Genomic DNA, 25,003 nt, shown 5'->3' with positions numbered 1-25,003 from the left:
ATTGCCACATCTAAATTACCATTTATTGGTACAAATAATGATACGCGATAACATTACCTTGGAAAACAATGAAAATAATGACTAAATCACTGCTTACCCTCAGCCCCGTTGCTCTAGCACTCTTACTACCAATGTCACACCAAGCATCAGCCCATGGCTATATTTCAAAACCAGAAGCTCGCGGTTATTTATGCCGCCTAAGAGAAAATACACACTGTGGCAATGTAGTGTATGAGCCACAAAGTTTAGAAGGACAGGATCGCTTCCCGCAATCAGGGCCGATTGATGGTCATATCGCCAGCGCGGGCTTAAGAGCATTTGGCGCTTTGGACGATCAATCTATTAACCGCTGGACAAAACGCCACATAAAAACAGGCCCGAATGAGTTTAGCTGGCGCTTTACAGCTGCGCACTCATCACGAGACTGGCGCTATTTCATCACAAAAACATCATGGGATCCAAATAGCCCATTGACAAGAGACCAGTTTGAAACAGTCCCTTTTTGTGAGTATCAAGGGTATAACCGACAACCGCCAAAAACGTTAACTCACCTGTGTAATGTACCTGAACGAACTGGTTACCATGTTGTACTCGGTGTATGGGACGTTGCCGATACCCCTATGAGTTTTTATAATGTGGTCGATGTTATGATTGATAACGACGATACACAAAAAGCAACTTGGCAAGATGTGGGTGATATCGTCACTGGTCGCGATTTAAAAGTGGGCGATAAAGTAAAAACTCGTGTATTTGGTGATTCTAAAGAAATTCCATCTCTTCAAACTGTATTAACAATTAACAATGAGAACGAAGGGTTAAATAAAAACTGGACCATCGCGCTCGCTGAGAAAATTAATGCATCTCAATCTTGGATCCAAGCAGGCCAACTTAACGAGAACAATGAAGTAAAAGTCACTGTTGGGCGAAATGAAATTTTTGCTCAGAGCAATGCAGGAATAAGCTCTGTGGAGCTTGAATTTGAAATGGCGCCGTTACCTAAGCCTGATTTTTCTGTTACAGGTGTTTCGCATAACTATTTGATAGAGGGCGACGCTGTCAATTTCGACTTTACTGTTAATTTAGATGCGAATGCACAAATCCAAGCGACATTAAATAAATCGTATAACAGTATTGTTACTAAAGCTTACGAAGTGGTTAAAGGTCAATCTCAACTTTCGCTTAACTACCCAAATGCAGAAACAGGCCATTATAATTTAACTATTAGCTATATTACTAATGAGGGTGTTACAGATGAAAAAATGTTTCATTTAAACATTGTAAACTCTGAGCTCCCTGTAGAACCAACTCCACCTGTTGTTGAACCAATTGCAGATGTCGAATTTATTTTCCCAGAAAGTTTAGCTCGTTATAAAGCGGGTACTGTGGTTTTACAACCTAAAAATAACAAGGTGTATCAATGTAAGCCTTGGCCTTACAACGGCTACTGCGTGCAATGGTCACAAACCGCTAATCAATATGAACCAGGTGTTGGTTTATATTGGAACATGGCATGGATCGAAATAAAATAAGTTAGAGGAATCACCTCAGACAAAAGCCACTTTTACTAAGTGGCTTTTTTATTTACATATTGCCAGAATAAAAGAATATGGTTTGATATTAGGGGCGGTTTAATCGCGGCGCGAGATTTGTAACCTAATGGGCTAAGTCAAAACCGAGCTACAAAGAGTAAATCGCCCCTAGGCATCCTGATCTTTACTCATAAAATCAGCCATTCGCTGATTAACCTCTTCATTGGTCAGGTCTTCTTGGTGAGTACCAATAGTCCAAACATGACCAAATGGATCTTCTAATGTACCCGCTCTGTCACCATAAAATTGATCATGCACCGGGCGTACTTCTGTTGCACCTAACTTAATCGCATTATCAAAAACTGTATCAACGTCATCAACATAAAGCATTAAACTCACAGGTGTCCCCCCTAGCTGACTGGGACTTTTAAAATGTGCCTCTGGACACATATCCGAGAGCATCAGATGAGAGTCGGCAATTTTTATCTCAGCATGTGCCACCCCACCATCAGGCAAGGGCATTTGCATAACGAGCTTAGCTGAAAACGCTTTTTTATAAAATTCAATCGCCTTTGTTGCACCGTCAACAATTAGGTAGGGCGTCACCGCATGAAACCCTTTAGGAATAAATGAAACAGACATGTTGTGCACCGTTTTAGAATATCGACTGTTAACAAAAAGTAGTCAAAAATTCTTCATAAAACAAGCAATGCTAGGACGTGCTCACCTATGACCATTCCTTTTAAAAAGGAACAACGAAGAGAGTAAGTGCCTGCGAAACGCTCTAGCCTTTACACAATTGCAATGCCCTCCCCAATAAGTCAGCAATAAAAAATAATTGAATCGCTTCCTCTTTTGTAAAATCGCCACTAAAACGCGCCACATTTAGTGTTCCAAAGCATTGTTTTTGATAAGTAATAGGAGCATCCATACAGGTAGTTAACCCCGCCTGTGCGAGCATACGACAGTCTTGCTCTTTACTTAAACTTAGATGCTTGCAAATAATCAATTTTTTTGTTTTGTACACACGTCCGACCAAGGTGAAATCTATCGGCAATGGGATTTCATTTGTTATTGCTTCGCTTCCAAACGCAGAGACTAAATTAAGGTAGCCTTCATAGTGTGCTAACACCACACTTGCTCTATCCCAGTTAAACAAAAAAGGCAACCAATGCGTCAAAACACGCAATATAGCTAAGCGTTTATGAGCTTGATTAAGGTCTTTAATGAAACGGTTAGGCAAGCATACCTGCTGATAAAGTGGGTGTTCTAAAAAGCATTCATAACTCAGATGGTACTCGTTCGAAGACATACATATAGATTCGTCAGTTATCGTACCGAAAGTATATTATTTAAGCGCAATAAAAAACGTAAGAAAATTCAGTTTTTAGCAATAGAAAATAAAAACGGCTCAATATCAACACCTCACACCAAATACAAATGAAAATAGTTATTGATTAGATTTACGCTTTCTGTATTATACCCGCCGTCGTACCTAATTGTTGTAAAATAATAAAGAGATGAAATCAATGTCATACCTAGTAAAACCTAGCTTAATCGCACTTGCTGTGGCAGCTAACTTTTCTGTTCACGCCGATGAAAAAATTCCTGAAAAAAACATGGAACGTATGGTTGTTACAGCAACTGGCTTTGAACAAAAAGTCACTGAAGCACCAGCAAGTATCTCTATCATCACTAATGAAGATATTAAGTCTCATGCTTTCACTTCAGTTTTAGATGCAGTGCAATATTTAGAAGGCATTGATGTTGGAACTACACGAGACAAAACAGGTCAAGGTAGTGTAAGCATGCGCGGTCTAACGGGTGAATACACACTATTACTGATTAACGGCAAACGCCAAAATAACCATGGCGACATCTACCCTAATAACTTTGGCGGAAATGCCTTTAATCATGTTCCACCTGCTGATGCCATTGAACGAGTTGAAGTGATACGTGGGCCAGCATCAACGCTATACGGTGCAGATGCACTCGGTGGCGTCATTAACATCATCACGAAAAAGCACACTGCAGATTGGGGTGGCGCAGTCTCATTTAGTCGCTCATTGCAACAAGATGATAGCTTTGGCGATGACATAACAACAGACATTAACGTTTCTGGTCCACTTATTGAAAATGTATTAAGTCTTGGTTTTCGCGGTAGTGTTTACGAGCAGCAAGCGTCATCACCGACTTTTGAAGCTGCGACAGATCCAAACGGAGTTGTTCATGCTCGCTCTTTAGGCTTTGGCAGAGGCGGACGTACGGTTGATAACACCAATGAGCAGTTTGGTTTTACTATTAACTATTCACCATTTGAAGATCATCATTTGAGTTTTGATTATGATAATTCGAGCCAAGTTTACGATAATAGCCCAAGCTATGATCTTGAATCAGGTAGCATCACCTATCCACTTGGCACCAAGGATAATATTGAATCTATTTGGGCAAGCAGAAGAGGAAAAGTAAACCCACGTGCAGGTTATGCAGCAGACCAAAAGTTTGACCGTCAATGGTGGTCTTTAAGCTACGATGGTGAACTTGAATGGGCCACAGTTAAAGCGTCTGTTTCTTATGTTGATACTCAGAATAATGGCCGTACACTTCCTTTAAGTGTTGCAGAGCGCCTACAGTTACAACAAATGTATGACGGTACTGGCGAGTATGCAGATATGGACGAGCAAGCACGTAAAGACCTTGCTGAAGAAACATTCTTACCACGCCCTGTACGTCCACTAGAAAGCAGCCAATATACCTACGATTTACGTTTTGATATTCCAATGAGTGGCGCATTAGGCGATCACAACTTTGTAGTGGGTGGTCAATTAATTGATGGTGAACTAAAAGACGGCGTATTTGGTTTAGAAAGCAATGAAGCAGGTAAAGTACAAGAACAAAACATGTACTCTATTTTTGCTGAAGACAACTGGATGATGACAGACAACTTTACGCTTACAGCGGGCGCTCGTTTTGATAACCATGACGTGTTTGGTAGCCAAGTGTCTCCTCGTTTATACGGTGTGTATAACGTAAATAACACGTGGACAGTGAAAGGTGGTATCAGCACAGGTTATAAGACGCCAAAAACAACGGATCTATACGATGGGATTACAGGTTTTGGCGGTCAAGGGACGAGCCCATTTGCTGGTAACCCTGAGCTTGAGCCTGAAACCAGCGTAAATTCAGAAGTTGCCCTGTATTGGAACTCGTTAGGCGGTGAGCATAACTTTAACATCACCTACTACAACACCAAGTTTGAAGATAAAATTGCCCGTGGTGATACCGTTTTCAGCTGCGAGCAAACCAACGATGTTCGCCCGTGTGTGAACTTGGGTCAATACGACCAACTTGGTTATCAAAGCTATAGCCAAAAAATCAATATTGACGAAGTTGATTTACAAGGTATTGAAATTGCAGGCCAATATACACTCACAGAGACCATTTCATTAAATGGTAACTATACGTGGACTGATAGTGAGCAACAAAGTGGTTCACAAAAAGGCCAACCGCTGACAAACAGTGCTGAACACATGGCTAATATCACCCTAAATTGGGAAGCCACAGACTTCATGGAAATTTATCTTCAAGGTGTATACCGCTCTGATCGTTACCGTGGTTGGGACAATGTTCATGATCAAGCGCTTTATTACAAAAACTATAACCTATTTAATTTAGGTGCTCAGTTTTACGTAAATGAGTACATACAAATCAATGCTCGCGTTAACAACTTGCTTGATGAAGATTTTACCTCGTACAGTACAACCTATACTGATCTTAACGGTGATGGTGAATACGAATATTTAACAGGCCGTGGAGTTATTAGCGAAGTGAGCTTTACCGATGACTACAATGTAAAAGACAAAGGCCGTAACTTTTGGGTTGGCGTAACAGCTTACTTCTAAACAGTTAAGTTAGGTGTATTAAAACACCGACTAAACAACAAAAAGCGGCCAACTGGCCGCTTTTTTAATCACCACTTTTATAAGCCAAATACCACCTTTTCACTTTTAAGCATGCGGGCACTTAAAAAGCTAAACAGAGCAAATAGTACAACCGTTACCCCTGTTGACAATATCAACTGTGGAACAGGGATTGGATTACCTTTAATAAATTCCATCAGGGCAAACTGCTGCGCAGCAATAGGAAGCCACTGCACAATGTCCGTCGCAATATCATAAGTAGTAACCATACTTAAAGCCATTGGGATAAATAACACCATGGTGACGTAAGATTGCGCTTCTTTAAATGACTTAGCCATAAAAGAGACAAACACTTGTAAGCTTGACGACATCAATGCAATTGGGAAACATATCGCAATACAAAACAGCATAAACTCTGGCGTAATCGTTATGCTAAACCCTAATTGCTCCCATGCCACCATAGGGTAAACTACTTTAGAAACAATCAAAATAATCACCAAGCCCAACATTGAAAACGCCGCTATTGCGCCCACTTTGGCAAGCACAATATGCAAACTACTTAACGGATGGCTCAGCAATAAACTTAACGAATTACGCTCACGTTCGCCTGCACTGGTATCGATAGCTAGGCTCATTGCCGCATAAAATAAGGTTAAAATAATAGAAAATGTGACCAGCCCTAAGATCATCCCACCTTTAGAATCAGGAGTTGCTTGATCATTAACTTCAATGGCGAGCGCGCGCATTAAGTTAGGGTCAATACCGCGAGACACCAAACGTAAACTGGCAATTTCTGAACTATAAACGGCCATTGCTTTTTCAACACGATTGATATGCTTACCCAGTTTATCATCTGACTTATCAGCAATTAGCGTCACTGTCGCTGGGCGGCCCTCACTCATATTTTGCTTATAATCATCACTGATAATCAGCGTAATCGCTTTAAGCAGGGGATCATTTTTATCATCGGCTACTTTAATATCACGACTGGCTAAATGAGCAACTAAACCCGGAGCATTGTTTGCGTTTTCAATAGTAATTTTAAGCGCATCAGGAGAAGCTAATTGCTGTAGTAAAATGCTCATCAGTAAGCACATACCAATCGGCGCACCAATCGCATAATAAAGTCCCGCCATCACAGAGCGTTTATCACGACTTGCATCTGTTACTTCTTTTTTAAACAGTACTTTTAATATATTGATCATGCTGCAATCCCCTCATCGCTACCTATTAATGCAATAAATGCTTCTTCTAATGTGTCTTTGCCTGCTTGATCACAGAGCTGCTCAATAGACCCCTGAGCAATCACCTGCCCTTTTGCCATAATGACAACGTGGTCACATAAAGCCGCGACTTCTTGCATCACATGCGATGAAAACAAAACACAATGTCCTTGTGCTTTAAGTAGCAATAACAGCTCTCGTAAAATGCGTGTACTCATTACATCGAGGCCACGCGTTGGCTCATCTAAAATTACGTTTGTTGGGTTATGAACAACCGCTTGTGCTAATGCCGTTTTCATTCGTTGGCCTTGCGAAAAACCTTGGCAACGACGATCGGCAATATCATTCATACTCAATTTATCAATTACTTGCATAGTCGCTTCCTTTGCTTGCGAAGCACTAAGGCCGCTCAACTGAGCAAAAAAGCTGATATATTCCCGCGGTGTAAGTCGCTCATATAAACCACATGGGTCTGGAAATAGTCCCAAGTTTTGTTTTGCTTGCATGGGCTGTTTTGCAACATCAATACCGTCAATTTCAGCAAATCCGCTGTCTGCTTTTAATAAGCCAAAAACAGTGCGTAAACAAGTGGTTTTACCGGCCCCATTAGGGCCTAACAAGCCGGTGATTTTGCCATTCTCTGCACTAAAACTTAATCCGTTTAATGCGTTAACATCACTAATCTTTTTGGTCAAATTAGATACATTAATCATGACTTACTCCTTGTTCGCTGTTGGTGTTGAATACGTGTTTGCAACCCCATTAATGTTCATAAAAAATTGCTTATCATTTTCTTCACTGATGCAATCGGTATTAATATCTTGCATGGCTTTTTGATCAATAAACTGGGCGATAATCTTTGGCGCACAGGTTTGTGAACCAATGCCATGTGTAGCGGTTGGGGCTACTAGATGTGTCGCATCGGTCATATTCACCATTGCAAGTTCCGCCCAGCTTGGGGGTGTTGCTGGGTCGCGTGCGCCGGATAACAATAAAGTTGGTTTATCGCTTTGTAATGGCTTATAAAATGTTTTATCCGTAGGTTTAACTTCTAAAATTGGACAGACAATATCAAGCCCTTCAATCATGGTTTTACCCATGTATGTATTACTGTATTTACTGCGAAGTTGAGGTGTCAATTGGGGCCAATCTTCTGAACATACAATCGCGTTATGCATGCCCATTGCCAGCGATTGAGTTAAATCTGCGTTTGCCATTAAACCTGCCAATGGCGAAAAATCACCTTGAGCTGCTTTAGTAATCACTAGCGGTAAAATCGAACGCGTTGTGTGGCTATAAAGCGCTAAACGAATGGCACTGTAAAACTTCATTTTAGTGACAGTAAAAGGGATGAGTTCATAAGTGCGAGGGTGCCTGACTTGCGCTTCAATGGGTTGTTGCTCAAGTTTAGCTAGAAACTCATTAAAACGCGTTTCTAAAGAGGGGAACTGCTCATTGCAGGCAACATCATTTTTACAACGTTCGAACAAGGCAAGCAATGAATCGTCTATGGCCTCGCCGATAGCAGCAAAGCTTTGCTGCATGGGGACCACACCGTCTAAGGTGCTTGTAATAACAGAAGCAGGAAATTGACGGGTGTACTCTTGCGCTATACGTGTGCCATATGACACCCCATATAAATGAAAGCCTTCATAACCCAGTGCAACACGCACCGCTTCAAAGTCTTTTGCCGCAGCAGAGGTCGTAAAGTGGCTTAAATCAACGTTGAGCTTCGCTTTACATTGCTCGGTGTCTTGTTTGCTCATGGTTTGCAAATCAGTTATCGCATCATTAAATGCAAACTGTGTTTTTAAATCATCGCTATCACATTGCAGCTGATTTGAATAACCAGTACCGCGCTGATCAACAAGTACAATGTCACGTGTTTCACGGGCAAAACGCAAGTTACGATTAAACACACGCGCTAAATCAACCGCTCCTTGACCAGGCCCACCAGCAAACCCCAGAACAGCCTCATCAGGGTTACTTGGTTTTATTGCTGGTATAACTGCAAAGTGAATATCGATTTCACCATCGGCTGGGTTATCTGATAATGGCTGAGCAATACTGCCACACATTAATCTATCCGATAGGCCCTCCATGTAACATGGCGTTAATTTTACAGGATTATTGTTGTTTTCTTGTCCCTGTATCATTGCTGAATTTGCGATTAAAAAAGGTAAAATTGCTAATTTTATCAGCCTATTACGATATTTGAATGTACTTTTCATTGCGCTTTCCCTTATTTGCATTTTACACCTAATGTGATAACTTAGTATGTAGTGTATCGGTGTATTAATGTATTAATACAGTAGAGAAAGAATAATGCTAGAATTTATTAATGTCAACCCTAATAGTGGCGATCCAATATACAAACAATTGCATGAGCAAATTGTGCGCTTGATTGTGGGCGGCCAATTAGCAACTGGGGACGAGTTACCTTCGGTGCGAAAAATAGCCGATCACTTCGCTGTCAACCCTATGACAGTATCAAGAGCAATCGGCCAGTTAGTTGATCAAGGCTGGCTTGAACGTCGCCGTGGCCAAGCCACTCGTGTTGCGCAAAATATAGCCCAGCAATCAGATCAACAAGAAGCCTTACTTTATAAAGCCATTGATCAGCTTATCCAACAAACCAAGCAGCTAGATGTACCGCAAACAACTTTAGTCGAACTTATAAAAAAACGGTGGGAATTAGAACAATGACACAGCCACTTCTTTGTTATCAAAATGTCTGTAAAAGCTACCAGCAACGCCAAATATTAAATGATGTAAACCTTGAAATAGAACCAGGCATGGTGGTCGGTTTATTGGGTAAAAATGGAGCTGGTAAAACAACTTTATTACGTTCAGCGCTAGGACTTTTAACACCTGAACAAGGCAACGTTTACGTTTTTGGCGAAAAAAGTGATCAACTTAGCGCCCAGAGTAAAGCAAGGATTGGCTATGTTGCGCAACAAACCTTCGGCTATGAAGGCTTTAAAATCGCAGATGCCCTCGCCTTACACCGCAGTTTTTATCCTGATTGGGATTGCGAACTTGAAAATAAATGGCTTAAACGGTTTGATCTTGACCCAAGCGCTGCCATAAACAACTTATCGATAGGCCAACGTCAAACATTGGCGCTTATCATGGCCATGGCCTATCGCCCACAGTTACTAATACTAGATGAACCTGTCGCGAGCTTAGATCCCATCGCACGTCGTGAGTTTATGGGCGATTTATTTGATTTGGCACTCGACTCTGATTCAGGAATTTTATTTTCATCACATATAACGTCTGATATCGAGCGCGTTGCCAGTCATATTGCATTGATAAAAGATGGCGAACTATTGATCATGGATGAACTCGATTTAATTCGTGATACGGTTAGAAAAATTAGTTTTTCTGACTCAGGTATCGATTTAAGCGCTTATAACGTACTTAATTTACAAAAAAACAGTGCCATCATCTATGGATACACAGGCGATACAATTCCAGGCGCTATTGCAACTAATACACTGTCATTAGAGCAATTATTTGTGGAGCTGCATGGATGATGCAAGTAGTTAATCGACCTTGGTATCAAGGTATAACCAGCCTATGGTTTAAAGAACCTGGCTGCGCCAGTTATTTTATAGCAGCCCTTGTATCTACTTTACTGTGCTTAGTAGCAACCGGGATGGATGAAGAGCTACTCGAATTAATGATCTTGTTCTCCACTATCTGTATGTACAGCGCTGTTGCTTGGCAAAGCGTAAAAATGCAAGCCACTGAATGGCAAGTATTGGTACCTGATTATTGCAAACATGTCATGTTTCAAGGAAAAGCTTTTCTTGTCTTCAATAATATAATCGCTTTATTGAGTATCACCATTGCAGGTAATGCAGCCCTGCTAACAACACTTTGTGTAGCGAATCTACTTGGTATTATTATTTGGTTTTTAAATCGCTCTAATAGCCGTTTATTTACAGCTAGTTGTTATATCTTCTTTCTAATTAGCATACTTACCTCTGTATTAATCGACCAGCTACCACTTTGGCTAGCACCCGTTAGCACTCTTGGTTTTATCGGTATTGTTTTGGCACATAAAACGTTTACCAATGCATACCGATGGCACTCAAGCTCTTTGGCTAACTATCGTCAAGGCCTTCAATCTGGTTGGTCACCCATACCCAGTGGCTTTTTATCCAATTACGGTAACGCAATAAACAAACAACTCTTCCCGCTCAGCTACTTTGTTGGCGCAAGCTTATCGCAGTATTTGATACTCATCGCTCTTTTTTGCGCCATGGCTGTCGCTGCAAACTTATTTATTAATATTGTAGAGCATGCCGTATTCATATTAACCTTGCTTTTATTCACCATAGTAACATTAAGTTTATGGAGTAAAATTCAAAAGCAAAACTCGTGGGAGCTATTATTTACCCTGCCTATTTATAACTCCAGCCACAACGCAAAAGTAGCGCTTAGTCACAGCGCGTTAAAATTAGCCATTATGATCGCAAGCTTGTTTTTTGTCACTGTATTGGCGCTAGTTATACCTTATGAAGAGTTATTTATTTTCAACACCTTAAGCTATGCTTTAGCCTGCGCTAGTGGCGTATTGGTTAGCTTTGCAATCAGTAATGTATGCAAAAATATAAACGTATTGAGTGTATTTCTTTGCTTGGCGTTTGGTTTTAATATGGGGTTAGCGAACTATATATTCGATCATGGCGATAGCTTATTTGTACTTGTTTTAATAAGCCTATATACCGTGTCAATGGCTGGATTGAACCGCTTTACTGTGAGGTATATGTAGTCTGTTATTAGGGTCTGTTGACCTTTGCGGATTAAAATTTGTTCAAACTAGGGGCGGTTTAATCACGGCGCGAGGTTTGTAACCTAGTGGGCTAAGTCAAAACCGAGCAAAGCTACCGCGTCCTGCTAGCGCCCCTTACCTACATCCATGTAGGCAACAAAGAGTAAATTGCCCCCAGGCTGAACCCGAAGGGCAGCGCCTGTTTGGCATTGATGCTGCGTTATCGCCTATTTATGGGGAATAACCACACCACATAGGCGCTGCCTTGCCTAAATACCAAACAGACTGCTGCAAATTTAACCTTGAAAGGTCAACAGACCCTAGCATTCTGATAGATAAAAAAACGGCCATATAATATGGCCGTTTTGGTGCTTAAACAAAATAATTTTAAACGTTTAAAGTGAGAACGTGCGACCTATTGAAAGCACAATGCGCTCATCAGCCGTATCAATATCTAGGCTAGTGTTTTCCGCAGCCACCTCAATATCAAATCCTTCAAAGCTAGTTTGATAGGCTAAGCGATAGTGATTGTAAGATTTGCCATCGGTATCCCAAGCAAACTTATCGCCATCAAGCGAGTTTGAAATATCAAAACTAGCGCGCAGTGCATGATTAGGCGCAAGTTCAATGGTATGTGCAACCATAGAGATCACATGCCCAGCACCAGTACCAAAGTAGTCCCAGCTGTACCAAAAGTTAAGTTCTGTTTGGCCTAAATCGCTGGCATAACCAAACTTAGTGTACGCTTCAAAGTAGTTACCATCGCTTGAATTGCTTTGCCCATGGTAGCTATAGTACGCTAAACCATAATCAACGCTTAGCGCATCATTTAACTGTGCATAACGACCAAAATACGCATCCCACTCAATGTTGGTATCGTCACCAAAATCCACGTTTGATGCCCACGTTCCAGCATACATGCCCGACTCACCAAATGAATAATCAAGGCTTCCTTGAATTGCTGGGTCGTTTTGCGTTTGGCTCACACCATTAAAAGTATAGTCTGATACGCCTGTAATCGTTGTTGACCAATCAGCCAAAGCTGATGTTGAAAAAAGAGCAAATGGTAGTGCTATTGCAAGTAGTGTTTTTTGTGTTGTCATGTTAATTCCTTAGCTTACTGATTCAATTTTTGTATAGTCAATTTTGTTATCTTTTGGCGAGCTATCGATATTACTCACAGTCTTAAACTTGCTATAGGCAATAAACCCTGCGCAACTAAAGAACAACGCAATTACAAGTGCACCAACCCACTGTATTTGCAAAAAGTTTAGTTTAAATAATAAAGTTAGCAATGTCAGAGCCACTACATTTAAGATAATGTAGTTAAATTTGCCTAAACGTTTTACCGTCATATTTAAGTTATCCGTGTACAAGCGGATAAGTGAATCCAGTGAATTGATAACAAAAACAACACCAACAAAAACCATGGCAATATTTTTAATGCCTTGCGTCGGTATACCTGCTTCATGATAGTGATAAAGCACACCGAACCAAATTGCGATGGGGATTGAAGGGAAAATCAACATTGCACCAAGCACTTGGTAGGTTTTCAGTCCACCAACAAAACGGGAAGTAAATTGACCAATCATTATGCTCCAAGCAAACCACCAGAAAAGATAAAACTCGTGGTAATCATTCAGCGGTAAAATAAACTCATTTAGGTTGCCAAAGTAGCTGCCAATTAACGCAAGGTTATTGGTAAAGTCTGACACCTGACCGTTATCGCCTGTAAACGCACCAACCCACATAAAGCCAATTAAAGCAATAAACAGCCAAGTTGTAGAGATACTTAGAAAGCGCACATATTTAATATCTGTGCTTGAATACACAGCAAAACATATCGCTGCAAAGACGATTAAGTAAAACGAAGGAATAATTGATTCGCCATCACCTAACGCAGGTAAGTACCAAGGTAGGTTTGAGAGGAGTAAAAAGGCAGTAAATGCACAAGTACCAATAATTACTACATTATTGATTAATTTAACCAAAGGAATTTCGAAAAATTTTACTTTAGGTTCTATTACACAGAAATAAAAGCACGTAAGGAAATAAAATCCCCAGATAAGAAAGCCCCAATAACCAAACTCAATGGCCATCGGATTGGCAAACGCATATTCTGGGCTTGCTTTTATGTCTGCATAACCTGCAAACTCTGTTAGTGGAAACATTATCAAGCCGACGTCTAAGCCTGAAGTAAATAAGATTGCGATGAAGGTAAATGTTCTAACCGGTGTAACGCCTACACACTTCACATTTCCCCATTTTACTAAAATTGCGATTATTGCCAGTAGGGTAAAAATAATGCCAGCACTAAGCCATAAGGTCATAATTTGCCCCCCAAAATAAATGATAATATGTCATTTTTTCTCCGTGTGTTTTATCTCGCATTAACGCACCACAAACAACTTGTAGTGCGCGCCACTGCAAGCCCCACAGCAAAAATATGCTGCAGGTGGCGTTTATACCCAACCACCTCATGAAGCGAGTTTGGGTATTTATTAAATCTCCGAGCTACGCTGCTTTGTTTGCCATTGTGATTCCATGGCAACCGCTGCATGCGATTTAGTAAGTGGTGGCTTACCTAATATTAAGTCTGCCGCTTTTTCTGCCACCATAATGGTAGGCGCATTCAAATTACCGTTTGGTATGGTTGGGAAGATTGACGAGTCAACCACTCTCAAGCTTTCTAGGCCATGTACTTGTGTATTTGAGTTCACGACGGCTAGCTCATCTTCACCCATTTTGCATGAACATGACGGATGGTACGCACTCTCAACAGCTTGGCGAACAAATGCATCAATTTGCTCATCGGTTTGGATGTCTTTACCGGGTTGAATTTCATCATCGCGATAGTCATCAAATGCGTTTTGCTCAATGATTTCACGGGTTAAACGTACACACGCTCTAAACCCTTCAATATCATCTTGATGCTGTAAGTAGTTAAACTGAATTTTTGGTGCAACTTTGGCATCGGCTGACTGTATTGATACTGCCCCGCGGCTTTTAGGTTTGTTATGACCCACATGCACTTGGAAACCATGTCCATCAAAGGCACTTTTACCATCATAGCGAATTGCCGCAGGTAAAAAGTGATATTGCAGATCAGGCCATTCAACTCCAGGTTTTGAGCGAATAAACGCACACGACTCAAAGTGATTGGTTGCACCTAAGCCACTGCGATTTAACAACCAACGGGCACCGATAAGGCCTTTAGAAATTAACCCTAACTTGCCGTTTAAGGTAATAGGTTGCTTACACTTGTATTGAAAATAAAATTCCAAGTGATCTTGCAGGTTTTGACCAACACCAGGTAGATGATGCTTCAGTTCAACGCCTGCTGCTGCAAGTGTTTCGCTGTCACCAATGCCTGAAAGCTGTAATAAATGCGGTGAACCAATAGGCCCCGCACTTAATACCACTTCTTTGGCGGCAAATACTTGCTTAGTTTGACCATTGATACTGTACTCAACACCCGTGGCTTTTTTACCTTCAAGCAATACTTTTTCGGCTAATGCACCCGTTACAATAGTTAAGTTACTGCGCGACTTAACAGGGTCTAAATATTCACGACTAGCCGAGCTGCGCACACCGTCTTTAACAGTCATGTGCATTGGCCCAAACCCTTCTTGCTGCCCTGCATTGTAGTCATCGGTAGCGGCATAACCGGCTTGCTGACCGGCATTAATAAAAGCTTTATACAGAGGATTGGCCATTTCATTACCGTTATTAACGCCCAGCGGGCCGTTACCGCCACGGTATTCATCTTTGCCTAAATAAAAGGTTTCGGCTTTTTGAAAATACGGCAAGCATGACTGGTAATCCCAACCCTGTGCGCCATGTTGTTGCCATTCATCAAAATCTTTTGCATGACCACGTACGTAAACCATGCCGTTAATTGATGACGAACCGCCTAGTACTTTGCCACGTGGGCAATGCATTTCACGGTTATCTAAAAACGGTTCAGCTTGGGTGTGAAACTGCCAGGCGTACTTATCCGTATTCATCGGGATAGACAGCGCTGTTGGCATTTTGATAAAAATGCTTTTATCGCTGCCACCAGTCTCTAACAATAAAACACGATTATTGCTCTCTTCAGACAAGCGATTAGCCAATACACACCCTGCTGAGCCTGCACCGACTATGATGTAATCATAAGTTTGTGCAGTCATTAAAATGGGCTCTCTATATCTGTCATACCAACATAAATTGATTTAGTTTGGGTGTAATGATCAAGTGTTTCGATACCGTTTTCACGACCAATACCCGACTGCTTATAACCACCCACAGGCATTTCAGCTGGCGAGTTACCGTAGCTGTTGATCCAACAAATACCCGCTTGTAATTGATGAATAACACGGTGTGCACGCTTAATATCTTTGGTAAATACACCCGCAGCTAAACCCAAATGGGTGTCATTAGCGCGGCGAATTGCATCGTCTTCATCATCAAACACCAGTACGCTCATTACAGGACCAAAAATCTCTTCTTTAACGATAGTCATGTTATCGGTGCAATCAGTAAAGACCGTAGGCGCGACAAAGTAGCCATTCGGTGCAGATTCTGGTTTTAGAGCTTTACCACCCGTAAGTAAGGTTGCCCCTTCGCTAATGCCTTTGTCGATGTAACTCATTACCAAATCGTGATGATTTTTTGAAATAAGCGCACCTAAGTTCACCTCAGGATCCATTGGATCGCCAGCAATAATGTTTTGTTCAGTGCGTGTTTTAAGTTCTTCAATGAATTGCTGATACACGTTTTTATGGACATAAATACGGGTGCAGTTAGTGCAAATTTCGCCTTGAGTATAAAAGTTACCCAGCATAGCCGCACTCACCGCTTGCGAAATATCAGCATCATCAAATACCAATAGTGGCGATTTTCCACCCAGCTCCATGGTCACATCTTTAAGCGAGCCTGCTGCACTTGCGACCACTTTTTTCCCTGTACCTACTTCACCAGTGAACGATACTTTTTCGATATCATCGCTTTGTGTTAACCATTGGCCAACCTCAGCCGCACCTTGTACAACATTAAATACACCTGCAGGGACTCCTGCTTCGATGAATATTTCCGCTAATTTAATTGCGCCAAGCGGTGTCTCCTCAGATGGTTTAAATATAAGCGCATTACCCGCAGCAAGCGCAGGGCCTGATTTCCAACAGGCAATTTGTAACGGGTAGTTCCACGCACCAATGCCTGCACAAATACCTAATGGCTCTTTACGGGTATAATAAAAGTCTTCACCGACCATTTGCTGTTGACCAACTTGCGCAGGGGCAAGGCCTGCAAAATACTCAATAACATCCGCACCGGTTTGTACATCAACACACTCAGCTTCTTGCCAAGGCTTGCCCGTATCAAGTACTTCAATTTTTGCCAACTCATCGTTACGTGCGCGCAGTATTTCTACAGCTTTTAATAAAATCCGACTGCGTTCAATTGGCGTCATAGCAGACCAAGCAGCAAAACCTTGTTTGGCGCTTTCAATAGCTGCGTTTTGTACAAATGCATCGGCGACTTCTACATGGTAAATTACTTCATCTGTAGCAGGATTTTTAACTGCAAAAGTATCGCCACTTTGATTCTTTAAAAAGTGACCGTTGATAAAATTTTGATAAACAGGTGTTGTCACATTAAGCCCCATACTGTTTGATAAGTGAATGTACATAGCCTTTGGCTAATTGCTCGCAATGTTCAAATTGATTTTCGTCAGACTTGCTCAACACCGCTCTTAACCACAGCCCATCAATCATTGCTGCGCATAGCTGTGCGGCAAGCTTGGCATCAGCATCGTTCATTAATTGCTTGAATGAACTCGTTAAATTGCTTAACAGGCGACGGCTATTGACGTTTTGTAAGCGGTGTAATTGCACATCATGCATTGACTGCGCCCAAAAACTTAACCACGTTTTAGTGGTGTCGCTTTGCAGTTGTAAACGAGCGAAGTTTGCTTCAACAATAAACATCAAGCGTTGCGTGGGTGTTGTTGTTGCACTAACGCGATCAATAAGTTCATGCTTCAAGTTGGTGAGTAAATAACGCACCGTCGCTTCAATTAATCCCTGTTTGCCACCAAAATAGTGGCTAATAATGCCTGACGACATGCCCGCCTTTTTACTAATGCTATTAATAGTTGTGCTTTGTAAACCAAGCTCAGCTACTGACTCAATCGTGGCGTCAATTAGCTGCTGACGACGGACAGGCTCCATTCCAACTTTAGGCATAATTTTTATTAATTGATCGTTCAATAAAAATAAAGGTTAGAGTAATAGAACTGATAATTCAAGGTTGACAAACTGTGAACAACCTAAACCAAATAGGCTAAAGTGCCGCTAAGTACCTGTAATAATGCAGCTAAAACGGATATGAAAAATAGATTAAAAAAATTATTAAAAGTGTCGTTTTTCTATGAAATGTTTATAAATGCGTGTATTTTCGAGTAAATAACAAGAATAAGAAAAACTTTAAAAATGACTTTAAACGAGGGTTTATTGCAAAAAAGGTTTACAGTAAGTAGCTCATAAAATAAAGCGCTCACTACATCAAGATTGAGAGAACCACATCGGATGTTGTGGTTCATTTTAGTGCCATACTCAAACTCGCCAAGGGTGCGAGCATCGATGAAATTACAAGCGATTTAGCCAAGGCATTGATTGCCGCAGTAGTGGTTCTATTTTTAAAATCAATAACGCAGTGTAAATCGCTTTTAAACCACCTATCGGGCTATTTATTTTTTGCCAACACTGCTTTTAGCTGATTGAGTGCTGACACTGAAAAGCCTCGGTCATAAAAATACAGAATTTTTCCTGCTTTATTAATTAGCACAACGCGGCAGTTGTTTGGATTTTCATTTCCTGTAAAGGCCTGTACTTTATCACCGTCTTTGTAGATTGTGATAACACCAGCCCAAAGTTCCTTAGGTATACCTTTACGCATGCCGTTATCAATTAATGTACTAAACATACGCGGCGCCATACCTTGTATAGTCGGCAGCTCATAAGTTGGAATAGAAACACCTGACATATCTAAGCCTATAAGCCAACGGTCAATATCAAACTGGCTATCTTGTTTGTAGCCAATTAACAACAAAGAGTGTTCATTATTAAAGTCGTCTGGTATCACAATGTCTTGTTTAGATAGGCTTTCACCACTAACAGTTGGGAACTGCTTTCCTACAGGTGTTTGATTAGGGTACTGGCTTGAACATCCAGCTAAGAGCATGATAAATAAAATAGAAACGAGGTTTTTTAACATAACGGTGGTTTAAATAAGGTCTGGTTAAATACACTACGTTCGCTAGTCATTCTTAGATCTCACTGAGTGTAATTCGTAGCCAAGCTTGTATATGGAATGGCTTATCGCACACATAAAATGTAAGCAAAATGCTAACATTAAAATAACTTCGTGCTAATCTAAAACGGTCTAAACATACTTTATTCTTGAAAAAGCGTTTTTTATGGAGCATGTATCTTTGTTTTTAACTAAACCAACGCGCCGCTATCCAACCAAAATATTTAGTGCACTGATATGTTTAATCGCCTGCTTACCATTTTTTTTACAAGCAAAATTTGTCATAGGTATAGTGGGGAAAACTAAAAACGACAGCTTCTATATTCAATCTTACAAAGGCTGTATGGCTTTCGCCAAGTCTCACCCTGAGATCACTTGCTTATATGATGGGCCTGATGACTATCAAGACATTCGCACACAAGCTCTAATTATTAATGATATGGTTAAAAGTGGTATCGATGGCTTATTGGTTTCAACAACAGATTCTGACTACCTAGTGAATCGCGCACTTAAAGATCTGTACGAAAAAAAAATCCCAGTCATTACGTTTGACTCCGATTTGCTACCCAAAGATAGCCGTTACAGAATGGCTTACGTTGGCACAAATAATTTTGATTTTGGTGTTGCTCTGGGAAACCAGCTCAAGCAAATAACAGATAAAAACACTAAAAATATATGCATTCAATCAGGCCATCAGACTGCGCCTAACTTAAACGAAAGAATTGCTGGCGTAAGATTTGCTCTTTCGGGGCAAAGTGAACAACGTTTGTCGGGTCAAAACGGCTGGAGTGAATTTAGCCGCTGCCCCCTTTATAGTCTAGGGAAAAGAGGGCTTTCTCTAGAGCAAGTTGTCAACATAGTAAAAATGAAACAGCCCCCTGCTTTTGTAGCTGTGGCAGGGTTTGCACAATTTAACCCTCAATACGTTGAATTACTTATCCCTTATAAAGATTCGCTTGCCTTAAATGAAATAACTATCATCTCAGCAGATACAGAACAAATACAGTTAGACGCGTTACACCAAGGGTTATCATCTGCTAATGTTGGACAAAATCCATTTGAGATGGGCCGGCTAAGCGCTCAACTAATGTTTGAGGTAATTGTTAATGATAAAAAACCCGCCAAAGAATTTTATTATTTAGACTTTCATTATTGCCAACAAGCAAATGCACTGACATGTACTATAAACCATTAAATTATTATGCTTTGATTTATTGAAAAAGCATTACAATTACTAGATACTGTTTTTATATACAGTTATATTGTGTGGCCGACTAATGAAAAAAGAACTACCCGCGAAATACTATTTAGCTCATTTTAAAGAACTCATCGACTTTATAAATGAGCAATGTGGGCAATTATTAGAGCAAACACATACTGATTTTATCAACAAGGTAAATACACTTGGCGAGCAGGCTCAATGCATGCTTGCGCGTATTTATTCTCGCAAGCCTCGCTTTGTTGCGATCAGTACCCTTAACTACGCCGAAATAGATAACGCACCGCTCGCAATTAAACAATTAATCCAAACGGGGCTAATTGCACACCCAACAGATAACGACTACGACGCTCTTTTACATCACTTGACCAAACCTGCGTTAATTGAACTATTAGCGTCTTTTGATCCTGAATTAGTGATAAAAAAAAGCACCTCGAAGGCAGCGCTTGTTATTCAAGCCGTAAATTTATTTAGAGAAAATCGCGAATATTTAGCACCTATCTACAGTCAATTTATTATAAATAATCGCAGTGATGTGTATGAATATTTTGAGTTTTTATACATTGGCCGTCTAAGCGAAGGCGATATAAATCATCAAAACAGTTTTGTGCTGCGCGATCTAGGTGTTAGAGCTACGCGCCAAAGCCATACTCAGAGCTTGGCACGCTTTGATACTTTAGATGAGGCAAAGTCGAACTATGCGTTAAACCGCTTTCGCTTGGCATTTAAAAATATTACAGCTGACGAGCAATACCAAGGTTTAGCTCACGAAGTTATGGCGCAACACGCACAAGGCACACTGGCAATAAGCCTTAAAAATAAGCTTTTACTGAGGCTTTATCAGCAGCTCAAAAAAGTAGATCCACCGCTGAGCTTTAGTATTTTAAATGCCTGTGAAAACAGCCCTGAAGCGATTGAAATACAAATACGCGAGCAATATCGCCAAGGCAATAAAGACTGGGTTAAAGCCGAGCTTGAAAGCATTATTGAAGATCCACTAACGGATGATTTGCTGTATTTTGCTGATGATTTTTTAATGCGTAAGTTTAATAAGCAAACCCGCTCTCGCTTAAGTGCCATGCTTGCGGATACACAGTGTGTAATCGAAATAGATGAGATTTATCGCGGTGATGTAGAGCAAGGAGTGGCACAATATTATGAAAACCAAGGTCTGCGAGCATTTAACACCGAGAACACGCTCTGGCAAAGCCTATTTGGCCTGGTATTTTGGCACGAGCTATACGTAGAAACCCCTCACCCACCGTGTAATGAATTTGATTTGTTCCCACACGTATTACGCACTAACACTTTTTATCATACACAACAGCAACAGATTGATGCTTTATTTGAACAGTGGCAAACACCTGAAGATTTACTAAAGTATGTATGCAAAAACGCAGCGCGCTATTTTGATCAACCAAATGGCTTATTTCGTTGGCATAGTGAGCTGTTAAAGCCACTAGAAGTATTGATTTTACATAGCCCTATCACAGCGTTAAAAAGCCACTTAAAAAATATGAGCCTACGTTTTTTAGAACTTAAAGACGGCTACCCAGACTTAATGATTTTAAAAGACGGCACCGTCTATTTCGAAGAGGTAAAAGCGCCTGGTGATAAACTTAGGCGTAATCAGCTGACCACCATCGACAACCTTAAAAACTCTGGGTTCGATGTACACATTGCAGCCGTTAATTGGGTTAATGATCCTAATCGCATTTACAGCGTGGTCGATATTGAAACGACTGGCAGCTTAAAAGGCGGCAACAGGATCACTGAAATCGGCATGGTTAAAATACAACATGGCAGGGTTATCGAAACTTGGTCCACACTGCTAAATCCACAAATGCGGATTCCAAAATTTATAGTGTCGCTGACCGGTATTACAGATACCATGGTTGCCACTGCACCACGCTTTAGTGAAATAGCTGACACCCTGCTACATAAGTTAAAAGGGAGTATTTTTGTTGCTCATAATGTCAATTTTGATTATGGCTTTATCCGCAAAGAGTGCGAAATGGCAGGTCACTACTTTAAAATGCCAAAGCTGTGTACGGTTGTAGAGTCACGTAAAGCATTTGCCGGTCTTAAATCGTATTCTTTAGGTAACTTATCTAAGCACTTTGAGTTAGAGCTCACTAATCATCACCGCGCACTTGCTGACGCCACCGCAACCGCAGAGTTGCTTTTACTAATAAAAGAGCAGCAAAATGAAGCCACACCGTCGCGCTAAATTCATTGTTAAAACCCGCCAACGTTTTAATTTACGTTGGCGAGGGCTTATCCTCACAGTATATTTTGGTACTGCTGTATTAAGTAATTAGTGTACGCAATGTCACCTCTATAACGAGATAAGTGCGTCGTGTCACGATACATAGCCGACGTAATTTGTGGTAAGTTTTGATGATCTTTCATTTTAATCCCTGTCGCTTCTTCAATTTGCTTCACCACTGCCGCTAAACGCTTTTCTGCCGCAGGGGTGGTTTTTATCCATTTACTATTTTTTGGTAGCATCATCACTTCAACGTTTTCGGAAACACGTTGAAAGTTTTTTATTATATTGATGAAGTGCTCAACCAGCAGAGGCTCAAAATTTAATTCCTCTATATCAGCACTACGAATACGACTAAGGCGGTCGTTTTTCATCATGTTGTCAGTCTGCGTTACACGATAGTAGTCATCAAAAATGGCTAGTGTTTCCTCTGACCGTTCTTGTGGTATTGTGCCTCCACCTTGCCATGTGTAGCTCCATGCCTCGCCTTTATAATTTGGGTATTCTTCATCAAATTTTTCACCCAATAAACGCCCTAAACGACCACGCTCAGCAATAATTTCATCATCGTCTTTAAACGTTTGATGGGCTTGCGGTGGAAATAACTCCCGAGCAAAAAAGCTGGTGATCATTTCAGCCGAAATACTACCGCGTAAATACTTAATGTTAAAAAGCCTGATGCCACGGGTTAAATCCGTTTTAGCTATTTCCATTAACTCTTCATCATTGGCTAGCAAGGTTAAAAACGAATCGAGTACGGGGGATGCATTATTCCAACGTGTTTGAGTCGTTTGAAAAGGGTTAAATTCAATCATTGCGAGCTTAATTTTGCGATCTTCTTTGACAAACTCATCTGCAATACGACGTGATAAAAAATCCTGAAAATACGGGTTAAGTCCACCGAAACCAAAATTAAACGACTTAACCTGCTTGCCCTGCTCGGCTAGATCAGCGTCAAATTTACGAGGTGAGAAACCAGCACGTGTCATTGAAGAGCCAAAAAACATAACTACTTCGTTTGGCTCTTTCACTATTTTTGGTAGCGCGGCACGAGACTCTGTAACTCGGCCTAACGCCCCTTGTGAGTTAGCGCCCATTCCTTGCAAAATTAAATGTATACTAAGCAGTGCTAACGCAATACATAAGCCTATTGCAAAGATTGTTTTGCCATATAATTTTTGTGATGTCATTGGTGACTTACCTTGCTGATTAGAATTGGAAATAGATAAACTCATTACTTGGCTCCCCGATAAATAGACATACTCCCTGACCCAACATCATTAACAACCAGAATAACCACGGTTTATTTTCCAATTTGTCAGCCCCTTTAATTACATAAAAATCCATAATGTGCACTAATAACACCCACCCACAGGTCAAAATGAAAATAGTCATGGCATTATTACCTGATGCAATAGTTGAATTAAGCACATGTAAATTCGTAATAATATCAATGGCTGATGTAAGGTCGTTTGCAGCAAAGAATACCCAACCAATCAAAACTAAGTAAAAAGTGATCGCCCATTTAATAAAGTTAACAAGCCATGTTGTAGATTGATTAAATCGGGCGAATATTCTAAGCCCTGCAAGATAATGCGTAGCAGTAATAATGGCACCATGGAATGCTCCCCATGCAACAAAGGTCCATGCAGCACCGTGCCATAAACCACCTAATAACATGGTTAAAAACACATTACGTGTACGGTTACCATGCCTATTTCCCCCCAGTGATATATACAAATAATCACGTAACCAAGTAGAAAGCGAAATATGCCAGCGACGCCAAAAATCAACTGGAGAAAGTGCAAAATAAGGCACCCTAAAATTGAGCGGAATGCTAAACCCTAAAATCAATGCAATCCCTATTGCCATATCGGTATAACCAGAAAAATCGCCGTATATTTGCCCAGCAAATGCCAGCACCCCCGTCCAAAGCTCTAAAGTACTAATAGGGCCTTTGGCTTCAAAAGCATGCTGCGCCGGAATAGCTAAGATATCTGCGCCTGTTTTCTTAATTAGGCCAACCGTTATTAATAAAAAACCATGCTTAATAGCTGTAAATTTAGGTAAAGCGATTGCATGCATTTGCGGTAATATATGGCTTGCCCTTAAGATAGGTCCAGCAACTAACTGAGGGAAAAAAGATAACGCTGCCACAAACTCCACCAGCCCTTTACGTGGTTTCATATCACCGCGATAGACATCAATGGTGTAACTTAAACTCTGAAAGGTATAAAAAGAGATACCAACGGGAAGCACCCAACCCAATGTGTCTAATGAAGCATGATAGCCCAGCGTAGTCAGTAGTTCTGACACCGAGTTCAGTGCAAAATCAGCGTATTTAAATACCGCCAAAAGACCTAAATTTAAAACAATTGAAAGCGTGACCCACTGCTTCTTGCGTTGCTGCGTTGGCGCTTTATAAATCGCTTGGGCAATAAAGTAATCCGCCAACCCACTGCCTACCAGCAAAGGAATAAAGCTGTAGTTCCATGCGCCATAGAACACCAAACTACCTACTAGAATTAAATAAACTTTGGGTTTTTGTTTTAAAAACACAAATCCATAAAACAAAATAAAGATGGCAAAAAACCAAAAGAATATGGGGGTATTAAATATCATATAGCCACCTTTTTTATAGCAAGCCTGGTAGCAGCGTTATGAAACAGTGTAAACATGCTGATTTCCTTTTTTTAGAACGAGTTTGGCCAGCCCACTAAAAAGTAGGTTCAAAATCATTCAATCATTAATTAGTTAAATGTGTTTG

20 protein-coding genes are annotated in these 25,003 nt (G+C 40.7%); 7 read left to right on the top strand and 13 right to left on the bottom strand.

The genetic code is table 11. The annotated features are described in order from the left end of the window. The first annotated feature begins 68 nt into the window (after positions 1–68). Positions 69–1,529: an N-acetylglucosamine-binding protein GbpA gene (gene gbpA, locus CSC79_RS15070; RefSeq protein WP_099296571.1), complete on the top strand. Its 1,461-nt coding sequence runs from the start codon at positions 69–71 to the stop codon at positions 1,527–1,529. Between the two features lie 168 nt (positions 1,530–1,697). Here the strand turns inward: gbpA and CSC79_RS15065 are convergent, their stop codons facing one another. Both CSC79_RS15065 and CSC79_RS15060 read right to left on the bottom strand, forming a co-directional pair. Beyond that, a complete protein-coding gene (locus CSC79_RS15065; RefSeq protein ID WP_099296570.1) occupies positions 1,698–2,171 on the bottom strand; it encodes a VOC family protein in 474 nt (157 codons plus the stop codon). Positions 2,172–2,313: 142 nt separating this feature from the next. Continuing rightward, positions 2,314–2,841: a GAF domain-containing protein gene (locus tag CSC79_RS15060; RefSeq protein ID WP_099296569.1), complete on the bottom strand. Its 528-nt coding sequence runs from the start codon at positions 2,839–2,841 to the stop codon at positions 2,314–2,316. 217 nt (positions 2,842–3,058) lie between these two features. Here CSC79_RS15060 and CSC79_RS15055 point away from each other — a divergent pair, with 217 nt between their 5' ends. Further along, entirely contained in the window at positions 3,059–5,431 is a 2,373-nt protein-coding gene (locus CSC79_RS15055; protein ID WP_099296568.1) for a TonB-dependent receptor, read from the top strand. Positions 5,432–5,508: 77 nt separating this feature from the next. Here CSC79_RS15055 and CSC79_RS15050 read toward each other — a convergent pair whose 3' ends face one another. Genes CSC79_RS15050 through CSC79_RS15040 form a run of 3 tightly spaced genes read right to left on the bottom strand, consistent with a single transcriptional unit; the run spans position 5,509 to position 8,903 of the window. Continuing rightward, the gene (locus CSC79_RS15050) at positions 5,509–6,654 is read right to left on the bottom strand and encodes an ABC transporter permease (RefSeq protein WP_099296567.1); all 1,146 of its coding nucleotides are present in this window, start codon (positions 6,652–6,654) and stop codon (positions 5,509–5,511) included. After that, positions 6,651–7,385: an ATP-binding cassette domain-containing protein gene (locus CSC79_RS15045; RefSeq protein ID WP_099296566.1), complete on the bottom strand. Its 735-nt coding sequence runs from the start codon at positions 7,383–7,385 to the stop codon at positions 6,651–6,653. The genes CSC79_RS15050 and CSC79_RS15045 overlap by 4 nt, the downstream gene beginning before the upstream one ends. A 3-nt stretch (positions 7,386–7,388) precedes the next feature. Continuing rightward, positions 7,389–8,903, bottom strand: a complete 1,515-nt coding sequence (locus CSC79_RS15040; protein WP_099296565.1) for an alpha/beta fold hydrolase — start codon at positions 8,901–8,903, stop codon at positions 7,389–7,391. Between the two features lie 94 nt (positions 8,904–8,997). Here CSC79_RS15040 and CSC79_RS15035 point away from each other — a divergent pair, with 94 nt between their 5' ends. From CSC79_RS15035 to CSC79_RS15025, 3 genes are read left to right on the top strand one after another with little or no spacing between them, the layout of a single operon-like run. After that, entirely contained in the window at positions 8,998–9,378 is a 381-nt protein-coding gene (locus tag CSC79_RS15035) for a GntR family transcriptional regulator (protein ID WP_099296564.1), read from the top strand. Further along, positions 9,375–10,211 carry an ABC transporter ATP-binding protein gene (locus tag CSC79_RS15030; protein ID WP_099296563.1) on the top strand — a complete coding sequence of 279 codons (837 nt, stop codon included), beginning with the start codon at positions 9,375–9,377 and terminating at the stop codon, positions 10,209–10,211. The genes CSC79_RS15035 and CSC79_RS15030 overlap by 4 nt, the downstream gene beginning before the upstream one ends. Further along, the gene (locus CSC79_RS15025) at positions 10,208–11,455 is read left to right on the top strand and encodes a hypothetical protein (protein ID WP_099296562.1); all 1,248 of its coding nucleotides are present in this window, start codon (positions 10,208–10,210) and stop codon (positions 11,453–11,455) included. The genes CSC79_RS15030 and CSC79_RS15025 overlap by 4 nt, the downstream gene beginning before the upstream one ends. 395 nt (positions 11,456–11,850) lie before the next feature. On the opposite strand, the gene CSC79_RS15020 is transcribed toward CSC79_RS15025, so the two are convergent. The 6 genes from CSC79_RS15020 to CSC79_RS14995 form a co-directional block, all read right to left on the bottom strand. Continuing rightward, positions 11,851–12,558, bottom strand: a complete 708-nt coding sequence (locus CSC79_RS15020) for a TorF family putative porin (protein WP_099296561.1) — start codon at positions 12,556–12,558, stop codon at positions 11,851–11,853. Positions 12,559–12,567: 9 nt separating this feature from the next. Beyond that, complete coding sequence (locus CSC79_RS15015; RefSeq protein WP_099296560.1) at positions 12,568–13,785, bottom strand: BCCT family transporter; 1,218 nt, start codon at positions 13,783–13,785, stop codon at positions 12,568–12,570. Positions 13,786–13,956: 171 nt separating this feature from the next. Then, positions 13,957–15,627 (bottom strand): choline dehydrogenase, encoded by a 1,671-nt coding sequence (betA, locus tag CSC79_RS15010; protein WP_099296559.1) that lies wholly within the window; start codon positions 15,625–15,627, stop codon positions 13,957–13,959. Further along, positions 15,627–17,090, bottom strand: a complete 1,464-nt coding sequence (betB, locus tag CSC79_RS15005; protein ID WP_099296631.1) for a betaine-aldehyde dehydrogenase — start codon at positions 17,088–17,090, stop codon at positions 15,627–15,629. Before betB ends, betA begins: the two co-directional genes overlap by 1 nt. Position 17,091: 1 nt before the next feature. Then, entirely contained in the window at positions 17,092–17,682 is a 591-nt protein-coding gene (gene betI / locus CSC79_RS15000) for a transcriptional regulator BetI (protein WP_099296558.1), read from the bottom strand. A gap of 499 nt (positions 17,683–18,181) precedes the next feature. Beyond that, positions 18,182–18,712: a hypothetical protein gene (locus CSC79_RS14995; protein WP_099296557.1), complete on the bottom strand. Its 531-nt coding sequence runs from the start codon at positions 18,710–18,712 to the stop codon at positions 18,182–18,184. 202 nt (positions 18,713–18,914) lie between these two features. Between CSC79_RS14995 and CSC79_RS14990 the strand changes: the two genes are divergently transcribed. Both CSC79_RS14990 and CSC79_RS14985 read left to right on the top strand, forming a co-directional pair. After that, the gene (locus tag CSC79_RS14990; RefSeq protein ID WP_099296556.1) at positions 18,915–19,943 is read left to right on the top strand and encodes a substrate-binding domain-containing protein; all 1,029 of its coding nucleotides are present in this window, start codon (positions 18,915–18,917) and stop codon (positions 19,941–19,943) included. 82 nt (positions 19,944–20,025) lie between these two features. Next, complete coding sequence (locus CSC79_RS14985) at positions 20,026–22,197, top strand: exonuclease domain-containing protein (protein ID WP_099296555.1); 2,172 nt, start codon at positions 20,026–20,028, stop codon at positions 22,195–22,197. 53 nt (positions 22,198–22,250) lie between these two features. On the opposite strand, the gene CSC79_RS14980 is transcribed toward CSC79_RS14985, so the two are convergent. Both CSC79_RS14980 and CSC79_RS14975 read right to left on the bottom strand, forming a co-directional pair. Further along, entirely contained in the window at positions 22,251–23,471 is a 1,221-nt protein-coding gene (locus CSC79_RS14980) for a hypothetical protein (protein ID WP_099296554.1), read from the bottom strand. Continuing rightward, positions 23,446–24,858, bottom strand: coding sequence for an MBOAT family O-acyltransferase (locus CSC79_RS14975; protein WP_099296553.1), 1,413 nt, complete (start codon positions 24,856–24,858; stop codon positions 23,446–23,448). Before CSC79_RS14975 ends, CSC79_RS14980 begins: the two co-directional genes overlap by 26 nt. Positions 24,859–25,003 lie beyond the last annotated feature (145 nt).

Source organism: Pseudoalteromonas sp. 3D05, from assembly GCF_002723455.1.
GTDB lineage: Bacteria > Pseudomonadota > Gammaproteobacteria > Enterobacterales > Alteromonadaceae > Pseudoalteromonas.
Note: the sequence above shows the minus strand (reverse complement) of the source record. Positions and strands in the feature narration are given on the sequence as shown.

Excerpts from the sequence above, each read along its gene's own strand:
- gbpA (WP_099296571.1), top strand. The coding sequence starts at position 69 with ATGAAAATAATGACTAAATCACTGCTTACCCTCAGCCCCGTTGCTCTA.
- CSC79_RS15065 (WP_099296570.1), bottom strand. The coding sequence starts at position 2,171 with ATGTCTGTTTCATTTATTCCTAAAGGGTTTCATGCGGTGACGCCCTAC.
- CSC79_RS15060 (WP_099296569.1), bottom strand. The coding sequence starts at position 2,841 with ATGTCTTCGAACGAGTACCATCTGAGTTATGAATGCTTTTTAGAACAC.
- CSC79_RS15055 (WP_099296568.1), top strand. The coding sequence starts at position 3,059 with ATGTCATACCTAGTAAAACCTAGCTTAATCGCACTTGCTGTGGCAGCT.
- CSC79_RS15050 (WP_099296567.1), bottom strand. The coding sequence starts at position 6,654 with ATGATCAATATATTAAAAGTACTGTTTAAAAAAGAAGTAACAGATGCA.
- CSC79_RS15045 (WP_099296566.1), bottom strand. The coding sequence starts at position 7,385 with ATGATTAATGTATCTAATTTGACCAAAAAGATTAGTGATGTTAACGCA.
- CSC79_RS15040 (WP_099296565.1), bottom strand. The coding sequence starts at position 8,903 with ATGAAAAGTACATTCAAATATCGTAATAGGCTGATAAAATTAGCAATT.
- CSC79_RS15035 (WP_099296564.1), top strand. The coding sequence starts at position 8,998 with ATGCTAGAATTTATTAATGTCAACCCTAATAGTGGCGATCCAATATAC.
- CSC79_RS15030 (WP_099296563.1), top strand. The coding sequence starts at position 9,375 with ATGACACAGCCACTTCTTTGTTATCAAAATGTCTGTAAAAGCTACCAG.
- CSC79_RS15025 (WP_099296562.1), top strand. The coding sequence starts at position 10,208 with ATGATGCAAGTAGTTAATCGACCTTGGTATCAAGGTATAACCAGCCTA.
- CSC79_RS15020 (WP_099296561.1), bottom strand. The coding sequence starts at position 12,558 with ATGACAACACAAAAAACACTACTTGCAATAGCACTACCATTTGCTCTT.
- CSC79_RS15015 (WP_099296560.1), bottom strand. The coding sequence starts at position 13,785 with ATGACCTTATGGCTTAGTGCTGGCATTATTTTTACCCTACTGGCAATA.
- betA (WP_099296559.1), bottom strand. The coding sequence starts at position 15,627 with ATGACTGCACAAACTTATGATTACATCATAGTCGGTGCAGGCTCAGCA.
- betI (WP_099296558.1), bottom strand. The coding sequence starts at position 17,682 with ATGCCTAAAGTTGGAATGGAGCCTGTCCGTCGTCAGCAGCTAATTGAC.
- CSC79_RS14995 (WP_099296557.1), bottom strand. The coding sequence starts at position 18,712 with ATGTTAAAAAACCTCGTTTCTATTTTATTTATCATGCTCTTAGCTGGA.
- CSC79_RS14990 (WP_099296556.1), top strand. The coding sequence starts at position 18,915 with ATGGAGCATGTATCTTTGTTTTTAACTAAACCAACGCGCCGCTATCCA.
- CSC79_RS14985 (WP_099296555.1), top strand. The coding sequence starts at position 20,026 with ATGAAAAAAGAACTACCCGCGAAATACTATTTAGCTCATTTTAAAGAA.
- CSC79_RS14980 (WP_099296554.1), bottom strand. The coding sequence starts at position 23,471 with ATGAGTTTATCTATTTCCAATTCTAATCAGCAAGGTAAGTCACCAATG.
- CSC79_RS14975 (WP_099296553.1), bottom strand. The coding sequence starts at position 24,858 with ATGATATTTAATACCCCCATATTCTTTTGGTTTTTTGCCATCTTTATT.